The 19,351-nt window shown below is 73.8% G+C and carries 18 protein-coding genes and 1 pseudogene; 14 read left to right on the forward strand and 5 right to left on the reverse strand.

All coding sequences use genetic code 11. From position 1 onward, the window contains the following. Positions 1–52: 52 nt before the first annotated feature. Complete coding sequence (locus FYW95_RS08560) at positions 53–1,102, reverse strand: LacI family DNA-binding transcriptional regulator (protein ID WP_159942831.1); 1,050 nt, start codon at positions 1,100–1,102, stop codon at positions 53–55. Between the two features lie 348 nt (positions 1,103–1,450). Here FYW95_RS08560 and FYW95_RS08565 point away from each other — a divergent pair, with 348 nt between their 5' ends. The 6 genes from FYW95_RS08565 to FYW95_RS08590 all read left to right on the forward strand — a co-directional run bounded on the left by FYW95_RS08565 (position 1,451) and on the right by FYW95_RS08590 (position 8,054). Continuing rightward, positions 1,451–2,968, forward strand: coding sequence for a sugar ABC transporter ATP-binding protein (locus FYW95_RS08565; RefSeq protein WP_160050246.1), 1,518 nt, complete (start codon positions 1,451–1,453; stop codon positions 2,966–2,968). After that, entirely contained in the window at positions 2,965–4,005 is a 1,041-nt protein-coding gene (locus FYW95_RS08570; protein ID WP_159942829.1) for an ABC transporter permease, read from the forward strand. Before FYW95_RS08565 ends, FYW95_RS08570 begins: the two co-directional genes overlap by 4 nt. Then, on the forward strand, positions 3,989–5,110 hold the full coding sequence (locus FYW95_RS08575; RefSeq protein ID WP_159942828.1) for an ABC transporter permease: 1,122 nt from the start codon (positions 3,989–3,991) through the stop codon (positions 5,108–5,110). The genes FYW95_RS08570 and FYW95_RS08575 overlap by 17 nt, the downstream gene beginning before the upstream one ends. Further along, positions 5,107–6,171: a rhamnose ABC transporter substrate-binding protein gene (gene rhaS / locus FYW95_RS08580; RefSeq protein WP_159942827.1), complete on the forward strand. Its 1,065-nt coding sequence runs from the start codon at positions 5,107–5,109 to the stop codon at positions 6,169–6,171. The genes FYW95_RS08575 and rhaS overlap by 4 nt, the downstream gene beginning before the upstream one ends. Positions 6,172–6,271: 100 nt before the next feature. Continuing rightward, positions 6,272–6,589, forward strand: coding sequence for an L-rhamnose mutarotase (locus FYW95_RS08585; RefSeq protein ID WP_159942826.1), 318 nt, complete (start codon positions 6,272–6,274; stop codon positions 6,587–6,589). Positions 6,590–6,611: 22 nt separating this feature from the next. Next, positions 6,612–8,054: a BNR repeat-containing protein gene (locus FYW95_RS08590; RefSeq protein ID WP_159942825.1), complete on the forward strand. Its 1,443-nt coding sequence runs from the start codon at positions 6,612–6,614 to the stop codon at positions 8,052–8,054. A 59-nt stretch (positions 8,055–8,113) separates the two neighbouring features. Here the strand turns inward: FYW95_RS08590 and FYW95_RS08595 are convergent, their stop codons facing one another. Next, positions 8,114–9,196: an SgcJ/EcaC family oxidoreductase gene (locus FYW95_RS08595; protein WP_201294769.1), complete on the reverse strand. Its 1,083-nt coding sequence runs from the start codon at positions 9,194–9,196 to the stop codon at positions 8,114–8,116. A 129-nt stretch (positions 9,197–9,325) separates the two neighbouring features. On the opposite strand from FYW95_RS08595, the gene FYW95_RS08600 reads away from it, so the two are divergent. From FYW95_RS08600 to FYW95_RS08610, 3 genes are all read left to right on the forward strand, one after another. Next, positions 9,326–10,288, forward strand: a complete 963-nt coding sequence (locus FYW95_RS08600) for a GlxA family transcriptional regulator (protein ID WP_159942824.1) — start codon at positions 9,326–9,328, stop codon at positions 10,286–10,288. A 43-nt stretch (positions 10,289–10,331) separates the two neighbouring features. Then, positions 10,332–11,255, forward strand: coding sequence for an AraC-like ligand-binding domain-containing protein (locus FYW95_RS08605; RefSeq protein ID WP_159942823.1), 924 nt, complete (start codon positions 10,332–10,334; stop codon positions 11,253–11,255). A gap of 119 nt (positions 11,256–11,374) precedes the next feature. Continuing rightward, positions 11,375–12,373, forward strand: a complete 999-nt coding sequence (locus FYW95_RS08610; RefSeq protein WP_159942822.1) for a carbon-nitrogen hydrolase family protein — start codon at positions 11,375–11,377, stop codon at positions 12,371–12,373. A 21-nt stretch (positions 12,374–12,394) separates the two neighbouring features. On the opposite strand, the gene FYW95_RS08615 is transcribed toward FYW95_RS08610, so the two are convergent. After that, complete coding sequence (locus FYW95_RS08615) at positions 12,395–13,057, reverse strand: hypothetical protein (RefSeq protein WP_236567806.1); 663 nt, start codon at positions 13,055–13,057, stop codon at positions 12,395–12,397. A 41-nt stretch (positions 13,058–13,098) separates the two neighbouring features. Between FYW95_RS08615 and FYW95_RS08620 the strand changes: the two genes are divergently transcribed. The 3 genes from FYW95_RS08620 (at position 13,099) to FYW95_RS08630 (ending at position 14,586) form a co-directional block, all read left to right on the forward strand. Further along, positions 13,099–13,362: a hypothetical protein gene (locus tag FYW95_RS08620; protein ID WP_160050247.1), complete on the forward strand. Its 264-nt coding sequence runs from the start codon at positions 13,099–13,101 to the stop codon at positions 13,360–13,362. A 119-nt stretch (positions 13,363–13,481) separates the two neighbouring features. Beyond that, positions 13,482–13,766, forward strand: coding sequence for a winged helix-turn-helix transcriptional regulator (locus tag FYW95_RS08625; RefSeq protein ID WP_159943283.1), 285 nt, complete (start codon positions 13,482–13,484; stop codon positions 13,764–13,766). Between the two features lie 61 nt (positions 13,767–13,827). Further along, positions 13,828–14,586, forward strand: coding sequence for a thioesterase II family protein (locus FYW95_RS08630; RefSeq protein WP_159943282.1), 759 nt, complete (start codon positions 13,828–13,830; stop codon positions 14,584–14,586). 107 nt (positions 14,587–14,693) lie between these two features. Here FYW95_RS08630 and FYW95_RS08635 read toward each other — a convergent pair. Next, a pseudogene (locus FYW95_RS08635) lies at positions 14,694–16,530 on the reverse strand (glycoside hydrolase family 13 protein). A gap of 397 nt (positions 16,531–16,927) precedes the next feature. Here FYW95_RS08635 and FYW95_RS08640 point away from each other — a divergent pair. Beyond that, entirely contained in the window at positions 16,928–17,449 is a 522-nt protein-coding gene (locus FYW95_RS08640) for a GNAT family N-acetyltransferase (RefSeq protein WP_159943281.1), read from the forward strand. A 94-nt stretch (positions 17,450–17,543) separates the two neighbouring features. Here FYW95_RS08640 and FYW95_RS08645 read toward each other — a convergent pair whose 3' ends face one another. After that, complete coding sequence (locus FYW95_RS08645) at positions 17,544–18,587, reverse strand: aldo/keto reductase (protein WP_159943280.1); 1,044 nt, start codon at positions 18,585–18,587, stop codon at positions 17,544–17,546. 92 nt (positions 18,588–18,679) lie between these two features. Here FYW95_RS08645 and FYW95_RS08650 point away from each other — a divergent pair, with 92 nt between their 5' ends. Beyond that, positions 18,680–19,306, forward strand: a complete 627-nt coding sequence (locus FYW95_RS08650; RefSeq protein ID WP_159943279.1) for a TetR/AcrR family transcriptional regulator — start codon at positions 18,680–18,682, stop codon at positions 19,304–19,306. The last annotated feature ends 45 nt before the right edge of the window (positions 19,307–19,351 follow it).

Raw genomic sequence — 19,351 nt, forward strand, 5'->3', positions numbered from 1 at the left:
AAGCACAAGACCCCTGTTCCACGCCGTGGAACAGGGGTCTCCTCCCATCCGGTCAGGCCCGGTAGACCGCCGTGGACCCCCGCACGACCAGCTCCGGGGTGAACAGCACCCGCTCGTGGACGTGCTGCGGGTCGTTCAGCTCCGAGTCGAGCAGGCGCATGGCCTCCCGCCCCAGCTCGTACTTGGGCTGGGCCACGGTGGTCAGTCCCGGGTGCACCAGGTCGGCGAAGTCCAGGTTGTCGTAGCCCACCACCGACACGTCCTCGGGCACGCGCAGCCCCCGCTGGCCCAGGCCCTTCATCAGGCCCAGCGCCAGCTGGTCGTTGGCGCAGAACACCGCCTGCGGCCGCTGCCGCGGCCCCCCGGCCAGGACCGCGTCCACGGCCCGCTCGCCCTGCTCGGGGTTGAGCAGCGGCTGCTCGACCACCCGCACCGCCCCCTCCGGGTCCAGCCCGGCCTCCTCGAAGGCGGCGCGCAGGCCCTCGTGGCGCCGCCGCACCTGCTCGATGGCGAACGGCCCGGTCAGGAACGTGACCCGCTCGTGCCCCAGGCCGATCAGGTGCCGCCCGGCCGCCCGGCCGCCCTCGTGGTTGTCCACGCTGACGCTGCACCCCACGTCCTCGGCCACGTCCCCCCGGTCCAGGGCCACCCAGGAGGTGCCCTGGCGGCTCAGCCACAGCAGGTCGGACAGGTCGTCGTCCACCGGCATCACCACCGCACCCGCCGCGCGCTGCTCGGCGAGCAGGCGCACGTTGCGCCGCTGGCGCTGGCGGGCCTCGGCGGAGTTGAGCAGCACGACGGCCAGCCCCGAGGCGGCGGCCTCGTCCTCCACGCCGCGCGCGACCTCGGTGAAGAAGGGGTTGGTCACGTCCAGCACCAGCAGCCCCACGGACTCGCTGCGCCCCGAGCGCAGGCTGCTACCGGAGGAGTTGCGCACGTAGTCCAGCTCGGCGATGGCCGCCTCCACCCGCAGCCGGGTGGCCTCGGCCACGCGCTCGGGGCGGTTGAGCACGTTGGACACGGTGCCGGGGGAGACCCCGGCGTGCCGGGCGACCTCGGTGATGCCCACGGCGCGGCGGGCGGATCGGGACCTGGTGGACAAGGGGTTTCTCCCGTGCGTGTACGGAGGGGGACGCGAGGCATCGTACTGACCCGGACGCCTCCCCGGCGGCGTGTACACGGCCCCCACGGTGTGGGGTCACATGCTCACACTCGGATTGAAACGTGTCAATGACTGGCTGTCGGCGGCGGCCTCCACGGGGCGCTCAGGGGTCCTCGCGGAGGGCGTTCGGAGCGGATGGCGACGTCGTTACCAGGGCGATACCTGGTCGTTTCCGAGTGAGCCTCTTGACGGGGTGGTGTGCTGCACTTAACATCCCCATCATATTAAAACGTTTTTTGCCGGTTGGGTAGCCCGCTACCGGACCGGCACCGAAGAAGGAGGGCGCACGTGGACCCAGCAGAGGTCCCCCCACCCCTCGCACTGGTCGACGTCACCAAGTCCTTCGGAAGCGTCAGGGCCCTGCGGGGGCTGTCCCTGGCGCTGAACTCCGGAGAGATCCACGCACTGGTCGGCGAGAACGGGGCGGGCAAGTCCACCCTGGTCAAGACCATAGCGGGGGTGCACAGGCCCGACGGCGGGCAGGTGCTCGTGGACGGACGTCCCACCGAGTTCGCCGCACCCGTGGACGCCCAGAACGCGGGCATCGCGGTCATCTACCAGGAACCCACGCTCTTCCCGGACCTGTCGGTGGCCGAGAACATCTTCGTGGGCCGCCAGCCCCGCACCCGGCTGCGCACCATCGACCGGGCGCGGATGCGCCGCGAGACCGAGGAGGTCTTCACCCGTCTGGGCGTCGACATGGACCCCGACCGCCCCGCGCGCGGGCTGTCCATCGCCGACCAGCAGCTGGTGGAGATCGCCAAGGCCCTCACCCGCCAGGCGCGGGTCCTGGTCATGGACGAGCCCACCGCCGCCCTGTCCGGTGTGGAGGCCGAGCGCCTGTTCACCGTCGCGCGCACCCTGCGCGACGGGGGCGCGGCGCTGCTGTTCATCTCGCACCGCTTCGACGAGGTCTTCTCGCTGTGCGACCGCATCACGGTCGTGCGCGACGGCGCCTTCGTCTCCTGCGACCCCACCGCGGACCTGGACGTGGACACCGTGGTGCGCCGCATGGTCGGCCGCGAGGTCACCAGCCTCTACCCCAAGGAGGACGCCGAGCACGGCGAGACCGTCCTGGAGGTCGAGGGCCTGACCCGCCACGGCGTGTTCGCCGACGTGTCCTTCAGCGTGCGCGCCGGGGAGATCGTCGCCCTGGCCGGACTCGTGGGCGCCGGGCGCAGCGAGGTCATCCGCGCCGTGTTCGGCGTGGACCGCTACGACGCCGGATCGGTGCGCCTGGCGGGGAAGCGCCTGGCCCCGGGCAAGCCGAAGGCCTCCATGGCCGCCGGGATCGCCCTGGTCCCCGAGGACCGCCGCCAGCAGGGCCTGGTCATGGAGTCCTCCATCGAGCGCAACGCCACCGCCACCCGCCGCTGGCCGCTCAGCCGCCTCGGCCTGCTGCGCCCCGGCGCCGAACGAGCCTTCGCCCGGGAGTGGGGCGAGCGGCTCAACCTCAAGTTCGGCGACCTGGCGGACTCGGTGTCCACGCTCTCGGGCGGCAACCAGCAGAAGGTCGTCCTGGCCAAGTGGCTGTCCACCGAACCCCGCGTGCTCTTCGTCGACGAGCCCACCCGCGGCATCGACGTGGGCACCAAGGCCGAGGTGCACCGCCTGCTCTCCACCCTGGCGGGCAGGGGGCTGGCCATCGTCATGGTCTCCAGCGAACTGCCCGAGGTCCTGGGGATGGCCGACCGGGTCCTGGTCATGCACGAGGGCCGTATCACCGCCGAACTCGACCGCGCCGAGGCCGACGAGGAGTCGGTCATGTACGCGGCCACCGGACAGCGACCGAGCGAGGCCGCATGACGAACACCACCGACACCTCCACCGCCGGGGCGCCGCCCCGGGCCGACGGGCGCACCGCCCGCCGCCGACCCCAGTTCCGCGAACTCGGCGTGCTCCTGGCCGTGGTCCTGCTCATCGCGGCCACCTGGCTGCACAACCCCGGCTTCCTGTCCAGCCAGGGCGTACGCGACCTGTTCCTGGGCGCAACCGTCCTGGCGGTCCTGGCCGTGGGACAGGCCATGGTGCTCATCACCAAGAACGTCGACCTGTCGGTCGGCTCGGTCATGGGCCTGTCCGCCTTCGGCACGGGCCTGCTCTTCGTGACCCTCCCCGGCCTGCCCGTACCCGTGGCGATGCTCGCCGGGATCGGCATCGGCCTGGTCTGCGGGCTGGCCAACGGCCTGCTGGTCACCAGCGTGCAGGTCCCCTCCCTGGTGGTCACCCTGGGCACCCTGTACGCCTACCGCGGCCTCAACCACTGGTGGGCCGGGGGCGGCCAGGTCAACGCGCACGACATGCCCGCCGCATTCCTGGCGCTGGGCCGGATCAGCGTCCTGGGCGTGCCGCTGCCCGCCGCGATCGCCATCGCCGTGGTCGCCGTGGTCGGCTTCTACCTGGCCCGCTACCGCTCGGGCCGTGAGCTGTACGCCATCGGCTCCAACGCCGACGCCGCCCGCCTGTCGGGCATCCCCGCCGCGCGCCGCGTCATGGTGGCCTTCACCGTCAACGGCGCCCTGGCCGGGCTGGCCGGGGTCCTGTTCGCCGCCCGCTACGGCACCGTCGACTCCACCGTGGGCACCGGCATGGAACTCCAGGTCGTGGCCGCGGCCGTGGTCGGCGGCGTGGCCATCGCGGGCGGCGTGGGTACCGTCTACGGGGCCGCGCTGGGCGCGGTCCTGCTCACCACCATCACCGCCGCCCTGCCCATCTGGCAGATCAACCAGTTCTGGCAGCAGGCCGTGGTGGGCGCGCTCATCCTGGCCGCCATCGGCCTGGACCGGCTGCTGGCGCTGCGCACCGCGCGCAAGCTTCGAGGAGGAGGTGCCCGTGGCGCCTGAACGCACCGTCACCGCGCCCGCCCCGGACCGGGCCCCCGAACGGGAACCGGCGGGGGAGCGGCGCACGGGGCCCGCCCGCCTGCGGTCCCTGCTCTCGGGCCGGGAGACCCCGGTCGTGGCCGCGCTCGTGGTCACCCTGCTGGGCGCGAGCCTGTTCGTGGACATGTTCGCCACCGCGCGCAACATCGACTTCATGCTGCTGAGCGTGGCCGCCATCGCCCTGATGGCCCTGCCGATGACGCTCATCGTCATCACCGGCGAGATCGACCTGTCGGTGGCCAGTACCCTGGCCCTGACCAGCGCCACCCTGGGCGTACTGTGGGAGTCCGGGGTGCCCATCGAGACCGCCCTGTGGATCTGCCTGGGGGTGGGCGCGCTCCTGGGCGCGTTCAACGGCGTCCTGGTCACCGTGTGCGGCCTGCCCTCCCTGGCGGTCACCATCGGCACCATGGCCCTGTACCGGGGCCTGGCCTACGTGCTCCTGGGCGACCGGGCCGTGGCCAGCTACCCCAGCTCCTGGGTCAGCGGTGCCCGGGAGAACTTCCTGGGCCTGCCGGGAGTGCCGTGGATCGCCGTGGCCGTCCTGGTCCTGGCCGTGCTCTTCGGGGTGGTGCTGCACGCCACCGCCGCGGGCCGGTCCCTGTTCGACATCGGCAACAACGACGAGGCCGCCCGCTTCGCCGGGGTGTCGGTGCGCTGGACCAAGTTCTGGCTGTTCACGCTCAGCGGCGTGGTCGCCGCCGGCGCCGGGGTCTTCTGGACCCTGCAGTACGGCACCTCGCGCGCCGACACCGCCTTCGGCCTGGAACTGCAGGTCGTGGCCGCCGTCCTGCTGGGCGGGGTGTCCATCTTCGGCGGCGTCGGGTCGGTCCTCGGCGTGCTGAGCGGAGTGCTGCTGCTCGGCGCCATCCGCAACGCGCTCCAGCTCTTCGGCATCGGCAGCGAGGTGCTCCAGGTCGTCACCGGCCTCATCCTCATCGCCTCCGTCGTCGCGCCCAACCTCGCGGCCCGCCTGCGCGCCAGGCGCGCGCCCGCCCCGAACCCGCCCCCGGCGCACGCGTCAACAACGTCCGCGTCCGCCTCCACCAAGGGAGAGACCTCATGACCCAGCCCCGTCCACGCCACCTGTTCCTGGCCGCCTCGGCCTTCGCCGTGCTGATGACCGCCGCCTGCGGCGGCACCACCATCGACGACGCCCAGGAGGAGAACACCACCGAGCGCACCGGGACCGCCGACCCCAACGCGGAGATCCCCGAGGGCCTGAAGATCGACTTCCTGCCCAAGCAGCTCAACAACCCCTTCTTCGACATCGTCAACGAGGGCGGCACCGAGGCGGTCGAGGAAGTCGGCGGCACCGCCACCGAGCGCGGCGGCACCGAGGCCACGGCCGACTCCCAGGTGGAGTACATCAACGCCGCCAGCCAGGCGGGCAGCGACGTCATCGTCATCGCCGCCAACGACCCCGACGCGGTGTGCCCGGCGCTCAACGAGGCCCGCGACAACGGCGCGGCCATCGTGGGCTACGACTCCAACGCCAACTGCACCGACGTGTTCGTCAACCAGTCCACGACCGAGCTCGTCGGCCGCACCCTGGTGGAGATGATCTCCGAGCAGCTCGGCGGAGAGGGCACCTTCGCGGTCCTGTCGGCCACCCCCAACGCCACCAACCAGAACGCCTGGATCGCGGCCATGGAGGAGGTGCTCCAGGAGGAGGAGTACGCCGACCTGGAGCTGGTCGACACCGTCTACGGCAACGACGACGACCTGGAGTCCTTCCAGGAGATGCAGGGCCTCATGCAGTCCTACCCCGACCTAGACGGCGTGGTCTCGCCGACCACCGTGGGCATCGCCGCCGCGGCCCGCTACGTCAGCGACTCCGAGTACAAGGGCGAGGTCGCCGTCACCGGCCTGGGAACCCCCAACCAGATGCGCGAGTTCGTCAAGGACGGCACCGTCGAGCAGTTCGCCCTGTGGAACCCGCTCGACCTGGGCTACCTGGCCGGGTACACCGGCGCCGCGCTGAAGGCCGGGCAGATCACCGGCGCCGAGGGCGAGACCTTCACCGCCGGGCGCCTGGGCGAGTTCACCTTCGAGACCGAGGGTGAGATCGTGCTCGGCCCGCCGCAGATCTTCGACGCCGACAACGTGGACGACTTCGACTTCTGAGCCGCCCCCTCCGGGACCGACCGCCCCGGAACACCCTCCCGGGGCCCGGGCGCCCTCCGCGCCCGGGCCCCGGCCCGCCCCACCGACAGGAAGGACACCCGTGCAGCGCGTCTGCTTCATCCTCAAGGTCAGGCAGGACCGCCTCGACGAGTACCGGCGGCGCCACGCCGAGGTGTGGCCCGAGATGCGCGAGGCCCTCAGCGCCACCGGCTGGCACAACTACTCGCTGTTCTGCGCCGAGGACGGCACGATCGTCGGCTACCTGGAGACCGAGGACTTCGAGGCCGCCCGCGCCGCGATGGCCGAGACCGAGGTCAACGCCCGCTGGCAGGCCGAGATGGCGCCGTTCTTCGAGGGCCTGCCCGGCCGCCCGGACGAGGGCATGGTCCCGCTGACCGAGATCTTCCACCTGGCCTGAACCCCCGACAGAGAGGCGAACCGTGCCCCCCACCCCCCGCTCACGGCTCCGCGACCGCGTCACCACCGCCTCCGGCGCCCTGGTGCTCGCCCTGACCGCCGCCCTCACCTCCCCGGCCGCCGCCTCGGCCGCCGACGCGCCCTCGGCCGTGCCGCTGGGCAGTCAGACCCTGGACGAGAACGCCCTGTACTTCGTCTCCTACGACGGCCTGGTCAACAACGGCTCCTACCAGCAGTCGGGCATCCTCAGCTCCGGCGGCCACCAGTACGCCGCCTGGTACACCGAGGACCGCCACGCCGTCCTGGCCCGCCGCGCCCTCGACGGCGACGGGGCCTGGACCACCGTGCGCCTGCCGCACCGGCTGAGCACCGACGACTCGCACAACTCCATCTCGCTGGGCGTCTCGGCTGAGGACGGCCGCCTGCACGTGGCCATGGACACCCACAACAACCCCGTGTACTACACCCGCTCCGCCCCCGGCCTGGTCACGGGCGCGGCGGACTGGAGCGCCGCCTCCTTCGAGCCGGTCCAGCGCACCCTGGAGGGCCTGGACGCGGGGTCGATGACCTACCCCCGGTTCATCCCCACCCCCCGGGGCGGACTCCAGTTCGCCTACCGCACCGGCGGTTCGGGCGACGGCACCCTGGAGCTCGCCGAGTACGGCGGCGGCGCGTGGCGGCACCTGGGCGCCTGGTCCTCCCCGGAGGGCTCCTACGCGGCCAACGGGGCGGTGAGCGACAGCCGCAACATGTACCTGCACGGGATCGGGTACGGCGCCGACGGCCGCCTGCACGCCTCCTTCACCTGGCGCGAGACCGCCGCGGGCGGCGACATCCTGTGCCACCCCGGCGGGCTGTCCAACCACGACACCGGCTACGTCTACAGCGACGACGCCGGGCGCACCTGGCGCACCGACGGCGGCCGGCTCGCCGCCGTCACCGGAACCCGCCTGCGGGTCTCGGTGGACACCCCCGGCCACGTGGTCGACCCGCTGCCGCCCGACTACGCCCTGATGAACCAGGAGTCGCAGGCCGTGGACGCCGCGGGTAACCCGCACGTGGTGATCAGCTACCGTCCGGGCCGCTTCGGGCACTGCTCGACCGACTTCGTCAACGACCGGCGCACCGAGGGGCGCGTCTTCCACCTGCACCGCGACGACGCGGGGCGGTGGCACAAGGTGGAGCTGCCCGAGCCGCTGCGCGCCTTCGGCCGGTCGAGGCTGGTGATGGCCGCCGACGACACCGCCTACGTGGTCATGCCCTTCGGCCGCATCCTGGCCGCCCGGGCCGGCACCGGGTGGAGCGAGTGGACCATGGTGTACGACGGCTCCGGTATCGACGCCTTCGGCGAGGTGCTGGTGGACGAGTCGCGCGTGGCCTCCGAGGGGGTTTTGTCGGTCCTCTACCAGGAGGCGGGGGCGCGGCCCTCCACGCCGATCCGGGTCGCCGACTTCCGGCTCGGCTGACCGGCCGTGCCACCCAGCCCTTCTCCGGGCGGGGCCGGGCGCGGGGAGGCGTGCGGCGGTCACCGCACGCCTCCCCGCGCCTCCTCGGTCGCCGCCCGTGAGAAGAACGGGTCACCGATCGCATAGAGCCACCGGCCGTCGGGCTGGCGGCGGGCCAGTTCGGTGGTCACGGTCGTCACGGGCCGCTCGTCGGAGCCGGGCTGGGACACTGTGGCGGTGTGCGACATCAGGGCCAGCCCCGCGGACTCCTCGATCCGTCGGCGCACGAGGCCGATCCGCGTCCCCGCCGCGGCGTGGGCGCGTAGCGCGTCCCGGATCGCAGTGCGACCCCTCACGACCGCGCCCGGACGAGGAGCGAAGACCGCGTCCGGCTCGTACAGTTCCACCAGCCGCTCCACGTCGCCGTCGGCGAGGAGGCGCTCGAAGAGCGGGCCCAGCTGCTCCGGCCGAGTGGCGACGTGCTCGGCGCGGCTCCAGTACGCCGGACGGTCGCCCCAGCCCGCGGACGCGACGAGGTCGAACCAGGTGGGCACCGAGCCGTGCGGCGCGTGCAGACTCACCAGGTGTCCGGGGAAGCTCAGGGGACCGGCCTTGTCGGGACGGCCATCCGCCTGCTCGGCGATGGCCGCGGCGAGCGTGTACCCGAGGTCCTCGCGGGGGAAGACGGCGTGGACCCGGTCCGCGAACCCGGCGGGCAGCGCGTCGCGGCCACGTCCCAGGATGTCGGCGGCCACACCGAGCTGGGTCAGCGCGGCCTCGGGTCCCTTTCGGTGCGCGATGCCCTCGGAGGTGTGCAGCGCGATGGCGTCCCACACCGTCTCGACGCGTTCCTCCTCCATCCCGTGGTCCCGTAGGAACCGCGCGGCCGCGTCGGCGCCGTCGACCTCGAAGCGCTGTCCGCCGTGGCCGGCCGGGACCACGCCGACGTCGTGCAGGAGGCTGGCGACGAAGACGAGTTCGTCGTCGTAGTCCTTCAGTGGCCTCAGACCTTCGCGCGCCGCCAGTTCGCGGCCGAACAGATAGCTGCGGACGCAGTGGCCGTACAGCCATCCGGGGAGGTGGCCCACGGCGAACTCCCGGGTGCGGACGGCGAGTTCGCTCGCCGGAAGGTCGAATCCGTGTTCGCGTTCTGGCTGGTGCACGGTGTTCCCTCCCTGTGGGAAGCCGGAGTCGTAGGACGAACCCGGGCTCGTGTGGTGCCCTCCCACGATCCGGCCCCGGACGGTTCGGGCACCAGTGGCCAGAACGCCAATCCTTGCTAAGATCTGGCCATGAGGACCGTGGCCGTACTGGCGTTGGACGGAGTCGTCGGTTTCGAGCTGGCCATCCCCGGCCAGGTGTTCGGCACCGCCAACACCGTCGCGGAGACACCGGTCTACGACGTGCGCGTGTGCGCCCCGCGCGGCGGGGTCGAGACCGATCCGGTCTTCGGCCGTACAGAGCTGCGCACCGGGTGGGGGCTCGACGCGCTCGCCTCCGCCGACGTCATCGTCGTGCCGGGCAACACACGCTTCCTCGAGGAGCCGCCCCCGGAGGTGACCGAGGCACTGCGGCGGGCCGTGACGGCTGGCGCGGTGGTGGCCTCAGTCTGCGTCGGCGCGTTCGTTGTCGCTGCTACCGGTGCGCTGGACGGCCTACGTGCGACCACGCACTGGCAGTACGCCGACGAACTCGCGAGCCGCCACCCCCGGGTCGAGGTCGACCCCTCGGTCCTGTACGTGGACAACGGTCGGATCCTGACCTCCGCCGGGGTGGCGTCCGGCCTGGACCTGTGCCTGCACCTCGTCCGCAGGGAGCTGGGCGCGGAGATCGCGGCGGGCACGGCCAGGCGAACCGTCATGCCCCTGGAGCGAAGCGGGGGCCAGGCACAGTTCATCGAGCACCCCGTCCCCGCGGCCCCCACGCCCTCCCTGCGGCACACGCTGGAGTGGATGGCCTCCAACCTCCAGCACCCCCTCACCCTGGAGGACATCGCCGACCGGGCCGCCCTGAGCGTGCGCAGCCTCAACCGGCACTTCCGCTCCCAGGTCGGCACCACTCCGATGCGGTGGCTCCTGCGGGCCCGCGTCAACCGGGCGCGGCAGCTCCTGGAGTCCACGGACCAGCCGATCGACCGTGTCGCCGCCGAGGCGGGGTTCGGCTCGACCGCCACCTTCCGCCACCACTTCACACGGCTGACGGGCGTACCTCCCGGCGCCTACCGCGACACGTTCGCCCGAGGCGGGCAGGAGTGAGGCAGGGGATGCGCGCGTGGCCCACATCACGCACACTGGACCCATGAACGCGGTTCACGCCCACGGCGCCGCGGAGTGGGAGCAGGCGATCAGCACGGGATTCGTCCCGCTCCGGCTCGGGCGCGTCGCCGACGGCTTCCACGGCTCCCTCACCCAGACCGGCCTGCTGCCCGGGGTCACCGTGACGACCGTACGCACGCGCGGGGACTCCGAGGTGTTGCGCACGCCGCGGCTGGCCGGATCCGCGCCGCGTGACGACCTCCTCTTCTCCCTGCACCTGAGCGGCACGGGCACCGTCCGCCAGAGGGGCCGCGAGACCCGGTTGGAACCGGGAACGGGCGCGGTCTACGACGCCGCGGTCCCCTACTCGCTGCACTTTCCCGCGTCGAGCCGGGAGATCGTGCTCCAGTTGCCGCGGCGGATGCTGTCCGAGCGCTTCGACCGCGTCGACGAGGCGTGCGGGCGCCCCCTGAGTACTCGGCAGCCGGCGACCCGCGTGCTGGCGGCGTTCCTGCGAGGGCTCGTCGCCGCCATGCCGAGGCTCGACGCCGAGAGCCGCGCCGACCTGGCCTGGAGTTCGGCCGAGCTGCTGGTGACCGCCCTGCGCGCCGCCGCGGGTGAGCCGCGGCCCGTGCCCGAGGGGCGCCGCGCCCTGCTGGAGGCGATGCGCGTCCACGTCCGGGAGCGGTGCGCCGACCCCCGACTCACCCCGGAGGTGCTCGCGCGACGGCACTCGGTCTCGGTCCGCCACGTCACGGCCCTGTTCGCTGAGGCCGGAACCTCGCCCGCCGCCTTCATCCGCGAACAGCGCCTGAACCGCGCGCACCGGGCCCTGACGGACCCGCGCCAGGCCCATCGCACCATCGCGGCGATCGCCGCCGGGGCCGGGTTCGCCGACCGCACGACCTTCACCCGCGCGTTCGTCCGCCGCTACGGTGCCACACCGGCCGAACTGCGGGCGAGATAGCGGGACGGTCCGTCCGGTGCCGGGAACGCCGCACGGCCGTGCCGCCGACGCCGCGGAAGCGCCCTCCCGGGCTCCTACGGTGGTGACCTCCCACCGCCACATCCGAGGAGGAGCCCGAGATGTCCCGTACCCACCGAGTGGCCGCGGTGCAGGCCGAACCCGTCTGGCTCGACGTCGACGCGACCGTGGACAAGACCATCGCCCTGATCGGGCAGGCCGCCGCACACGGGGTATCCCTGGTCGCCTTCCCCGAGACCTGGATTCCGGGGTACCCCCTGTTCCTGTGGCTGGGCTCCGTCGCCGGCCAGATGCCGTTCATCGCCCGCTACCACGCCAACTCGATGACCGTGGACGGCGTCCACCTCACCGCGATCCGAGAGGCGGCCCGCCGCCACGGCGTCAGCGTCTCCCTCGGCTACAGCGAGAAGGACCACGGCACGCTGTACATGGCGCAGAGCGTGATCGGTCCGGACGGGGACGTACTGCTCCACCGCCGCAAGCTCAAGCCGACGCACGTCGAACGCGCCCTGTTCGGAGAGGGCGACGGCAGCGACCTGAGGGTCGTGGACGGCCCTCAGGGCCGCATCGGCGCCCTGAACTGCTGGGAGCACCTGCAACCGCTCAGTAAGTACGCGATGTACGCACAATACGAGGAACTGCACATCGCCGCATGGCCCGCCCTCGGCCTCTACAAGGGCCTCTCCCATGCCCTGGGCCCCGAAGCGAACATGGCGGTCACGCAGACCTACGCGCTGGAGGGCGGGTGCTTCGTGGTGGCCTCGACACAGCTGCTCACCGAGAGGGCCGTCGAGGTCTTCGCCGCCAACGACGAGCAGCGCGCCCTGCTCACGCCCGGCAGCGGCTGCTCCCGTGTCTACGGCCCCGACGGATCGATGCTGAGCGCCCCGCTGGACGAGCACGCCGAAGGTCTGGCGCTCGCCGACATCGACCCCGCCCTGATCGACCTGGCCAAGAACGCCGCGGACCCGGCCGGGCACTACGCCCGTCCGGACGCGACCCGGCTGCTCTGGGACCACCGGCCCCGTACCGCGGTGCTCACGCCCGACAGCCCGCGCGAGCCGCTCTTCCCCGAACTCCAGGAGCCCGTGGAGGGCTGAGGGCCCCGCACGCCCGCGGATTCAGTCCTCGGGCAGGTCCACGCGGATCTCCCCGCCCAGGGTCGCGCCGCCCTCCAGGCGCAGGCCGTCGCCGCTCCAGAAGCGCCCCGGGTCGTAGTACCCGGGGCGCCTCCCGGCGGGCAGCAGACCCATGGCCTCGTAGGTCAGGGCGATGACCTCGGCGCAGTAGGCGCTCTCCAGGGCGGCGCCCTCGGGGCGCGCCCCCCGGCGGTCGCCGAGGGGCGGAAGCCGCAGCGGCAGGCGCCCGCGCGCCCAGCGGCCCGCCAGCTGCACGGTGGAGGGAAAGGGGGTGCCGTCCAGCCGGGCCACGGTGCGCAGCGCGGCGTCCTCCATCGCCTGGCCGGCCTCGGGGTCGAGCTGGCGCAGCCAGGCGCGCTGGCCGTACTTGCGCCCCCACACCAGGACGGCGTCGCGCAGGTCGTGCAGTTGCACGCCGCGCTGGTGGGTGCCGGTCCACACGTCGGGGAGGGAACGGCCGAGTTCGGCGTGCCACATCAGCGGCGGAAGGTCGTCGACCACGAGGGACATGCCGACGTGGTTGACGGGGCTGTTGGTGGTGATCTGGATGGCGCGGTCGGGGACGCTCTTGCCCCGGAAGATCCAGACGTCACCGGTCCGGGTCAGCTCCAGCGCCTGGCTCAGGGAGATGCTCGTGTCTGCCACACCGCTAGCCTAGGGACATGCGTTGGTGGAAAGCCCTTGGAGTGGCAGCTTTCGTGGGCGTCGCGGCGACCGGCGCGGCGGTCGCGCGCGCCGAGCGCCAGCGCCGCGCCTACACGCCCGAGCAGGTCCGGGACCGGTTGCGCGAGCGCGTGGCCCTGGCCGAGGCGGTGCGGACCGAGCCGGAACTGGAGCTCGGGGAGATCCCCCGGGTGCCCGCGTGGCGGCGGCGCCTGCGCGACGCGGCCCTGGGGGTGCGCAACACCGCCGTGGCGGCCGCGGGCTGGGCGCGCGGCCGCCTCGGCTGACCTCGCCCGCACCCGCCCGCCGCCCGCGAGGCCTCCGCCGCGCCCCCGGCCTCCGGCCCCGCCGGCGACGCGGGCCGGAACGGAAAGGGCGTGCGCGTGGAGCGGGAGCGGGTCTGCGCGTGCCCGGTCGGGGTGACGGGGGACCTCATCGGGGGACGCAGAAGGCGCTGACCCGGCAGCTGCGCCGGTCGGAGGCCGACGGCCTGGTCACGCGCCGCAGCTACCCCGAGGCCCCGGCCCGGGCGGAGTACCGGCTCAGCGAGGCCGGGCGGAGCCCGCACGAGCTGCTCGACCGGTTCTGCGCCTGGGGCGACCGGTACGCCCGGGACAGGGGATACGCCATCGTCAAGCCGGGTGCGGAGGGTGGGGAACCTTGGTTACCCACTAGTACTACCGACTGGTAAGTTTGCCGTGTCGTGACGGCCCTCCCGGCCGCGCCGGACACGGACAGCGAGGAAGTCAGCAGTGCACGAGGGTGTCCTCATCCGCCCCCGACCCGTTCCAGGCGCCCGCTTCCGCCTCTTCCTGCTGCACCACGCGGGCGGCTCCTCGCTGGGCTACCGGCCCTGGGTGCGCCACTTCCCGCCCGACTGGGAGGTGTGCCTGCTGGAGGCCCCCGGACGCGGTCGAACGCGGGGGGAGGAGCCGCTGCGCGAAGCGGGCGCGCTGGCCCGCCGCCTGCGCGGGGAGATCGCGGCCGAACTCGACCGCCCCTTCGGCCTCCTCGGGCACAGCATGGGCGCCCTGGCGGCCTGGGAGCTGACCCGCCTGCTGTTCGCCGAGGGCCCCGCCCGGCCCGCCTGGCTCGGAGCCTCGGCCTGGAGCCCCGGTCCCGGGCCCGAGTGGGAACGGCCCCGCCACCGGCTGCCCGCCGACCTGCTGCGGGAGTCGATCGCCCGCATGGGCGGACCCGGCGCCCGCTCCCTGACCGATCCCGACCAGTGGCGGGAGGTGGAGCCCCTGGTCCGCGCCGACCTCGAACTCGTCGACACCTGGCGCCCCGACCCGCGGTCCGCGCCGCTGGACGTGCCCCTGTCGGTGTTCGGAGGCCGCGACGACGCGGGCGTGCCGCCGGAGCGCCTGGCCGCCTGGGACGCGTACGTGAGCGCGCCCGCGACCCGGCACGTCCTGCCCGGCGGTCACTTCTACTTCGTCGGCCGGATCGACGAGGTCGCCGACCGCGTCAGCAAGGACGTCCACGCGGTCCTGGGCGGGGACCTCTGACCCCGGCGCCCGGACCGGGAGCGGCTTCCGGTCCGGGCGCCCGCGGGGTCCCTGCGGGGCGGCTCCGGGGGCGGGCCGCCGCCCCGCCCCTCAGGACCCGAGCGCGATCACGTGCCGGGGCCGTCCGCGTCCAGCTCCAGGCACCCGCCGGTGCGCGCGTGAGCCCCGCCGCCCCGGGCGAGCACCCCCATGCCCGCCACGTCCAGGTCGGACCAGGCCGCGGACACCCTCTCGTGCGCGCCGTCGGTCAGGTGCACCAGCACCGCTCGGCCGGGCAGGGCGCGCAGGAACGTCATGTGGTGCGGCCCAGCGTCCAGCCAGCGCAGGCCGCCGGTCTGCAGTTCGGGCAGCTCCGCACGCAGGCCCAGCAGCCGGGTGTGGGCCTCCAGCGTCCGCCGGTCCCACGCCTCGGGCCGGTGCCAGGGCATCGGCCCGCGGGCGTTCTCCCCGTCGGTGCCCTCCATGCCCAGCTCGTCCCCGGCGAACACGAACGGCACCCCGGGCAGCGTCACCTGGGCCGCCACCCCGACCTCGTGGAGGCCGGCGCCGCCCACCACCGTGCGGAACCGGGCGGAGTCGTGCGTGCTCAGCGCGTTGCCGCTGTGCGTGAGCACCCGCCAGGGCAGCCCGGCGTTGGCCGCGCGCACGGCCCGCACCGCCTGCTCGGCCCCGGTCCGGGGCAGCGGCGAGTCCGTGCGCAGGTAGCGCACCCCCGCGGGGGCGGTGTTGAGCCAGGCCCACACCGGCCGGGTGAACCCCGCGTAGTTCATCACACCGTGCCAGCCGTCGCGGTGGGTGTCGGGGCCGGCGTCGTGGAAGTGCTCGGCCAGCAGCCAGGACCCGTCGCCGCCGCGCTCGGCGTCCACCTCGCGCATCCGCCGGCGATCTCCTCCGACACCTCCCGGTTGAGGTCCTGCGCGCCCCGGCGCCCGGTCATGTTCGCCACGTCGATGCGCCAGCCGTCCAGCGCGTCCGGGCCCCGCAGCCAGTTCACCAGGACCGAGTCGTCGGCGCCGTAGACCCGCCGCCGCAGCTCGGCCGAGGAGTAGTCCAGCTTGGGCAGCTCGGGTACGCCCATCCAGCCCACGTAGGAGTCGGGGTGCCCGGTGAAGAAGTAGAACCCGGCCTCGGCGGACTCCGGGTCGCGCTGGGCCGCCAGGAACCACTCGTGCGCGTGCCCGGTGTGGTTGGTGGTCAGGTCGCCCATCACGCGCATGCCGCGCTCGTGGGCGGCCCGCACCAGCGCGCGCAGGGCGCGGTCGCCGCCCAGCAGCGGGTCCACCCGGGAGAAGGTGGAGGCGTCGTAGCGGTGGGTGGAGCGCGCCGGGAAGACGGGCGTCAGGTAGATCACTCCCACCCCGAGGGCGGCCAGGTGGTCCAGGCGGCGGCGCACCCCGTCCAGGGTGCCGCCGAAGTACTCGCGGGTGGCCTCCGCGCCGAAGGGGGCGGGCTCGTCGTCCCAGGAGCGCGGCACCGCCCAGTCGGGGTGCTCGGCCGGGGGCCGACGGAGTCGTCGTCGCGCGCGAAGCGGTCCGGGAAGACCTGGTACACGCTCGTGCCCGGAACCCACTCCGGCGGCTGCGGTCCGTTGACCAGCCGGAAGTCGGCGGCGTCGGTCACCTCGTGGTCGTGGGCCCCCTCCTGGTTGAGCCAGGTGTACCGGGTGCCGCGCACGACGGCGAAGCGGTAGTTGGTCACCACCGGGCGCAGCGGCACGGCGGCTTCGAACCAGACCGCGTCCGCGCCGGTGCGCACCGGCTCCGCGGGCACCATGACGGCCTCGCCGTCCTCCACCACGCGGGCGTACACCGCGTCGGCGCCGCCGGGCACGCGTACGCGCAGGCGGGCCGTCCCGTCGCCGGTGTCGACGTGGCCGGGCGAACCGTCGTGGTGGGGGTCGCGGACGAACTTCGCGGGGGTGCCTCCTCGGACCGGCGGGAACACACGCGACCGGGCCCCGCCGCGTGCGGCGGGGCCCGGTCCGGGTTGGCCAGTATCGCAACGGGAGTCGGGCGCCGCGAGTCCTTTTCAACCCGGCTGGCCCCCGGCCGGAGGAGGACGGCCGGGGAGGAGGGGGAGCGGCCGCGGGACGCGGCCGGGGCGGGAACCGGTGTGCGGTGGGGACTCTCGGGCCGCTCCTTTGGCGATCGGACTTGGGAGCGCTCCCAAGTATGGCGCACAGCATAGTCGCGCGTGCACGCGGTGTAAAGGGGTGGTGGCGCACGGGGTTCGGTCCAGTTCGCCGGCGCGGAACGGGAGCGCGGGAAAACCGCCCCGGACGGCTCCGGTCCGTCGTCCCACCCCCCTGTCGCGCTCCGGTGTCCCGGGTTACCGTGGGGTGATGAGTCTTGAGTTGTCGACCGACCGACTCCTCATCCGGGGATGGCAGCTGGACGACGCCGAGGAGGCCCTGCGGATCTACGGGGCCGACGAGGTCGCCCACTGGCTGACGCCCGAGTGGCGCCCGGTGAACGACACCGACGCCATGCGTTCGGTGCTGCACGCCTGGATCGAGGCACAGCCCAACCTGGTCCCTCCGGCGGGCCGGTGGGCCATCGTCCGCAAGGAGGACGAACAGTTGGTGGGAGGGCTCTCGCTCAAGCTGCTCCCGCCCTACGAGGAGGACTTCGAGCTGACCTGGGCGCTGCGTCCGGACGTGTGGGGCCAGGGCTACGCGACCGAGGCGAGCCGGGCCATCATGGCCTGGGCGTTCAGGCAGGGGATCGAGGAGGTCTTCGCCGTCGCCCGCCCCGGCAACGAGCGGGCGATCGCCGTGGCGCGCAGGCTGGGTATGGAATGGGTCGGCGAGACCGAGAAGTACTACGACGAGCGCCTGCAGGTCTTCCGTATGCGTCCGAGCTGAACGGGGAGCGCGCGGCCCGCCGGAGTCGCTCCGGCGGGCCGCGCGTGCGTCCGGGCCGCCGCGCTCCGGCCCGGACGTCCGCGCGTGCGCCCGCTCAGCCGGCCGCGAACAGCGGCGGGTTGAGCCGGGCGAAGCCCTCCTGGCGGTGGTAGGGGAAGTGCGGGTAGGGCGCCTCCCGGAAGCTCACCGCGTCCAGCCGCCGCACCTGCTCGGCCGTCAGCTCCCAGCCCGCGGCGCCCAGGTTCTCGCGCAGCTGGGCCTCGTCGCGCGCGCCGACCACCACCGTGGCCACGGTGGGCCGCCGCAGCAGCCAGTTGATCGCCACCTGGGGAACCGTGCGGCCGGTCTCGGCGGCGATCTCGTCCAGCACGTCGACCACGTCGAAGAGCAGCGCCTCGTCCACGGGGGGACCCATCGCCGCCGTGCGGTGCAGCCTGCTGCGCTCGGGCAGCGGTCGCCCGCGCCGGATCCGGCCGGTCAGGCGCCCCCAGGCCAGCGGGCTCCACACCATCGCGCCCACGCCCTGGTCCAGGCCCAGGGGCATCAGATCCCACTCGTAGTCGCGGCCCGCGAGCGAGTAGTACACCTGGTGGGAGACGTGCCGGGGCAGGCCCAGGCGGTCGGCGGCGGCCAGGGACTTCATCAGCTGCCAGCCGGAGAAGTTGGAGGCGCCCACGTACCGGACCTTGCCCGCCCGGACGAGGTCGTCCAGCGCGGAGAGCGTCTCCTCGACCGGGGTGGTGGCGTCGAAGGCGTGCAGCTGGAGCAGGTCGACGTGGTCGGTGCCCAGGCGGCGCAGCGCGTCCTCGGCGGCGCGCAGCAGCCGGGACCGGGAGGTACCGGCCTCGTCGGGGCCCTCGCCGGTGGGCAGGCCGACCTTGGTGGCGAGCAGGACCCGGCCGCGCCGCCCCCGGACCGCCCGGCCCAGCACCTCCTCGGCGGCGCCGTCGGAGTACACGTCGGCGCTGTCGAAGAGGTGGGCCCCGGCGTCGAGGCACATGTCGACCATGCGCCGAGCCTGCTCGGCGGTGGCGGTGCCCCACGCGCCGAAGAGCGGTCCGCGTCCGCCGAAGGTCCCGGTGCCCAGGCTCAGCTCGGGCACGCGCAGTCCGCTGGCGCCCAGGGGTCGGTACAGCATGGCGGCCTCTTCCATTAAAGGGTCTGGAGTTCCGTTAGTATCCGGAAGAACGGTACCACCGTGAGAGCGTTAACGGAACAGGAGTTCCTTTTATGGGCACGAAAGCGGAGCCGGGCAGCGTCCGGCCCGGGGGGCGCACCGCGCGCGTGCGCGCCGCGGTCCTGGCGGCGGCGGCCGACGCGCTGGTAGAGCACGGCGTGCACGGCCTGGACCTGGCCGACGTCGCCCGCCGGGCCGAGGTCGGCAAGACCACGGTCTACCGGCGGTGGGGGAGCGTTCCGGCGCTGGTCGCGGACCTGTTGGAGGACATGGCCGAGCAGTCGCTGCCCCGGGTGGAGACCGGCGCGCTGCTGGGGGACCTGACCGCCAACGCCCGCCTGGTGCGCCGGACCCTGGCCGACCCGCGCCAGGGAGCGCTGTTCCGGGCCGTGATCGCCGCGGCCGCCTGCGACGAGCGCACCGCGCGCGCCCTGCACCGCTTCTACGCCGTGCGGATCGCCGAGTGGGCGCCGTGCGTGGAACAGGCGGTCGAACGCGGAGAGGTCCCCGAGGGCACCGACGCCGCCGAGGTGGTCCGGGCCGTCTCCGCGCCGCTGTACTACCGGATGCTGGTCAGCGGCGATCCCCTGGACGAGGCCGCCGCCGACCGCTGCGCCCGGGCGGCCGTGGCCGCCGCCCGCGCCGGGGCCTACGCGCCCGCCGGCCCCGGGCGGGGCTGAGGGCGCCCGCGGCGCCCGGCCGGGCCGGACACGCGGCGGAGCGGA

The organism is Nocardiopsis sp. FR4 (assembly GCF_009830945.1).
Taxonomy (GTDB): Bacteria; Actinomycetota; Actinomycetes; order Streptosporangiales; family Streptosporangiaceae; genus Nocardiopsis.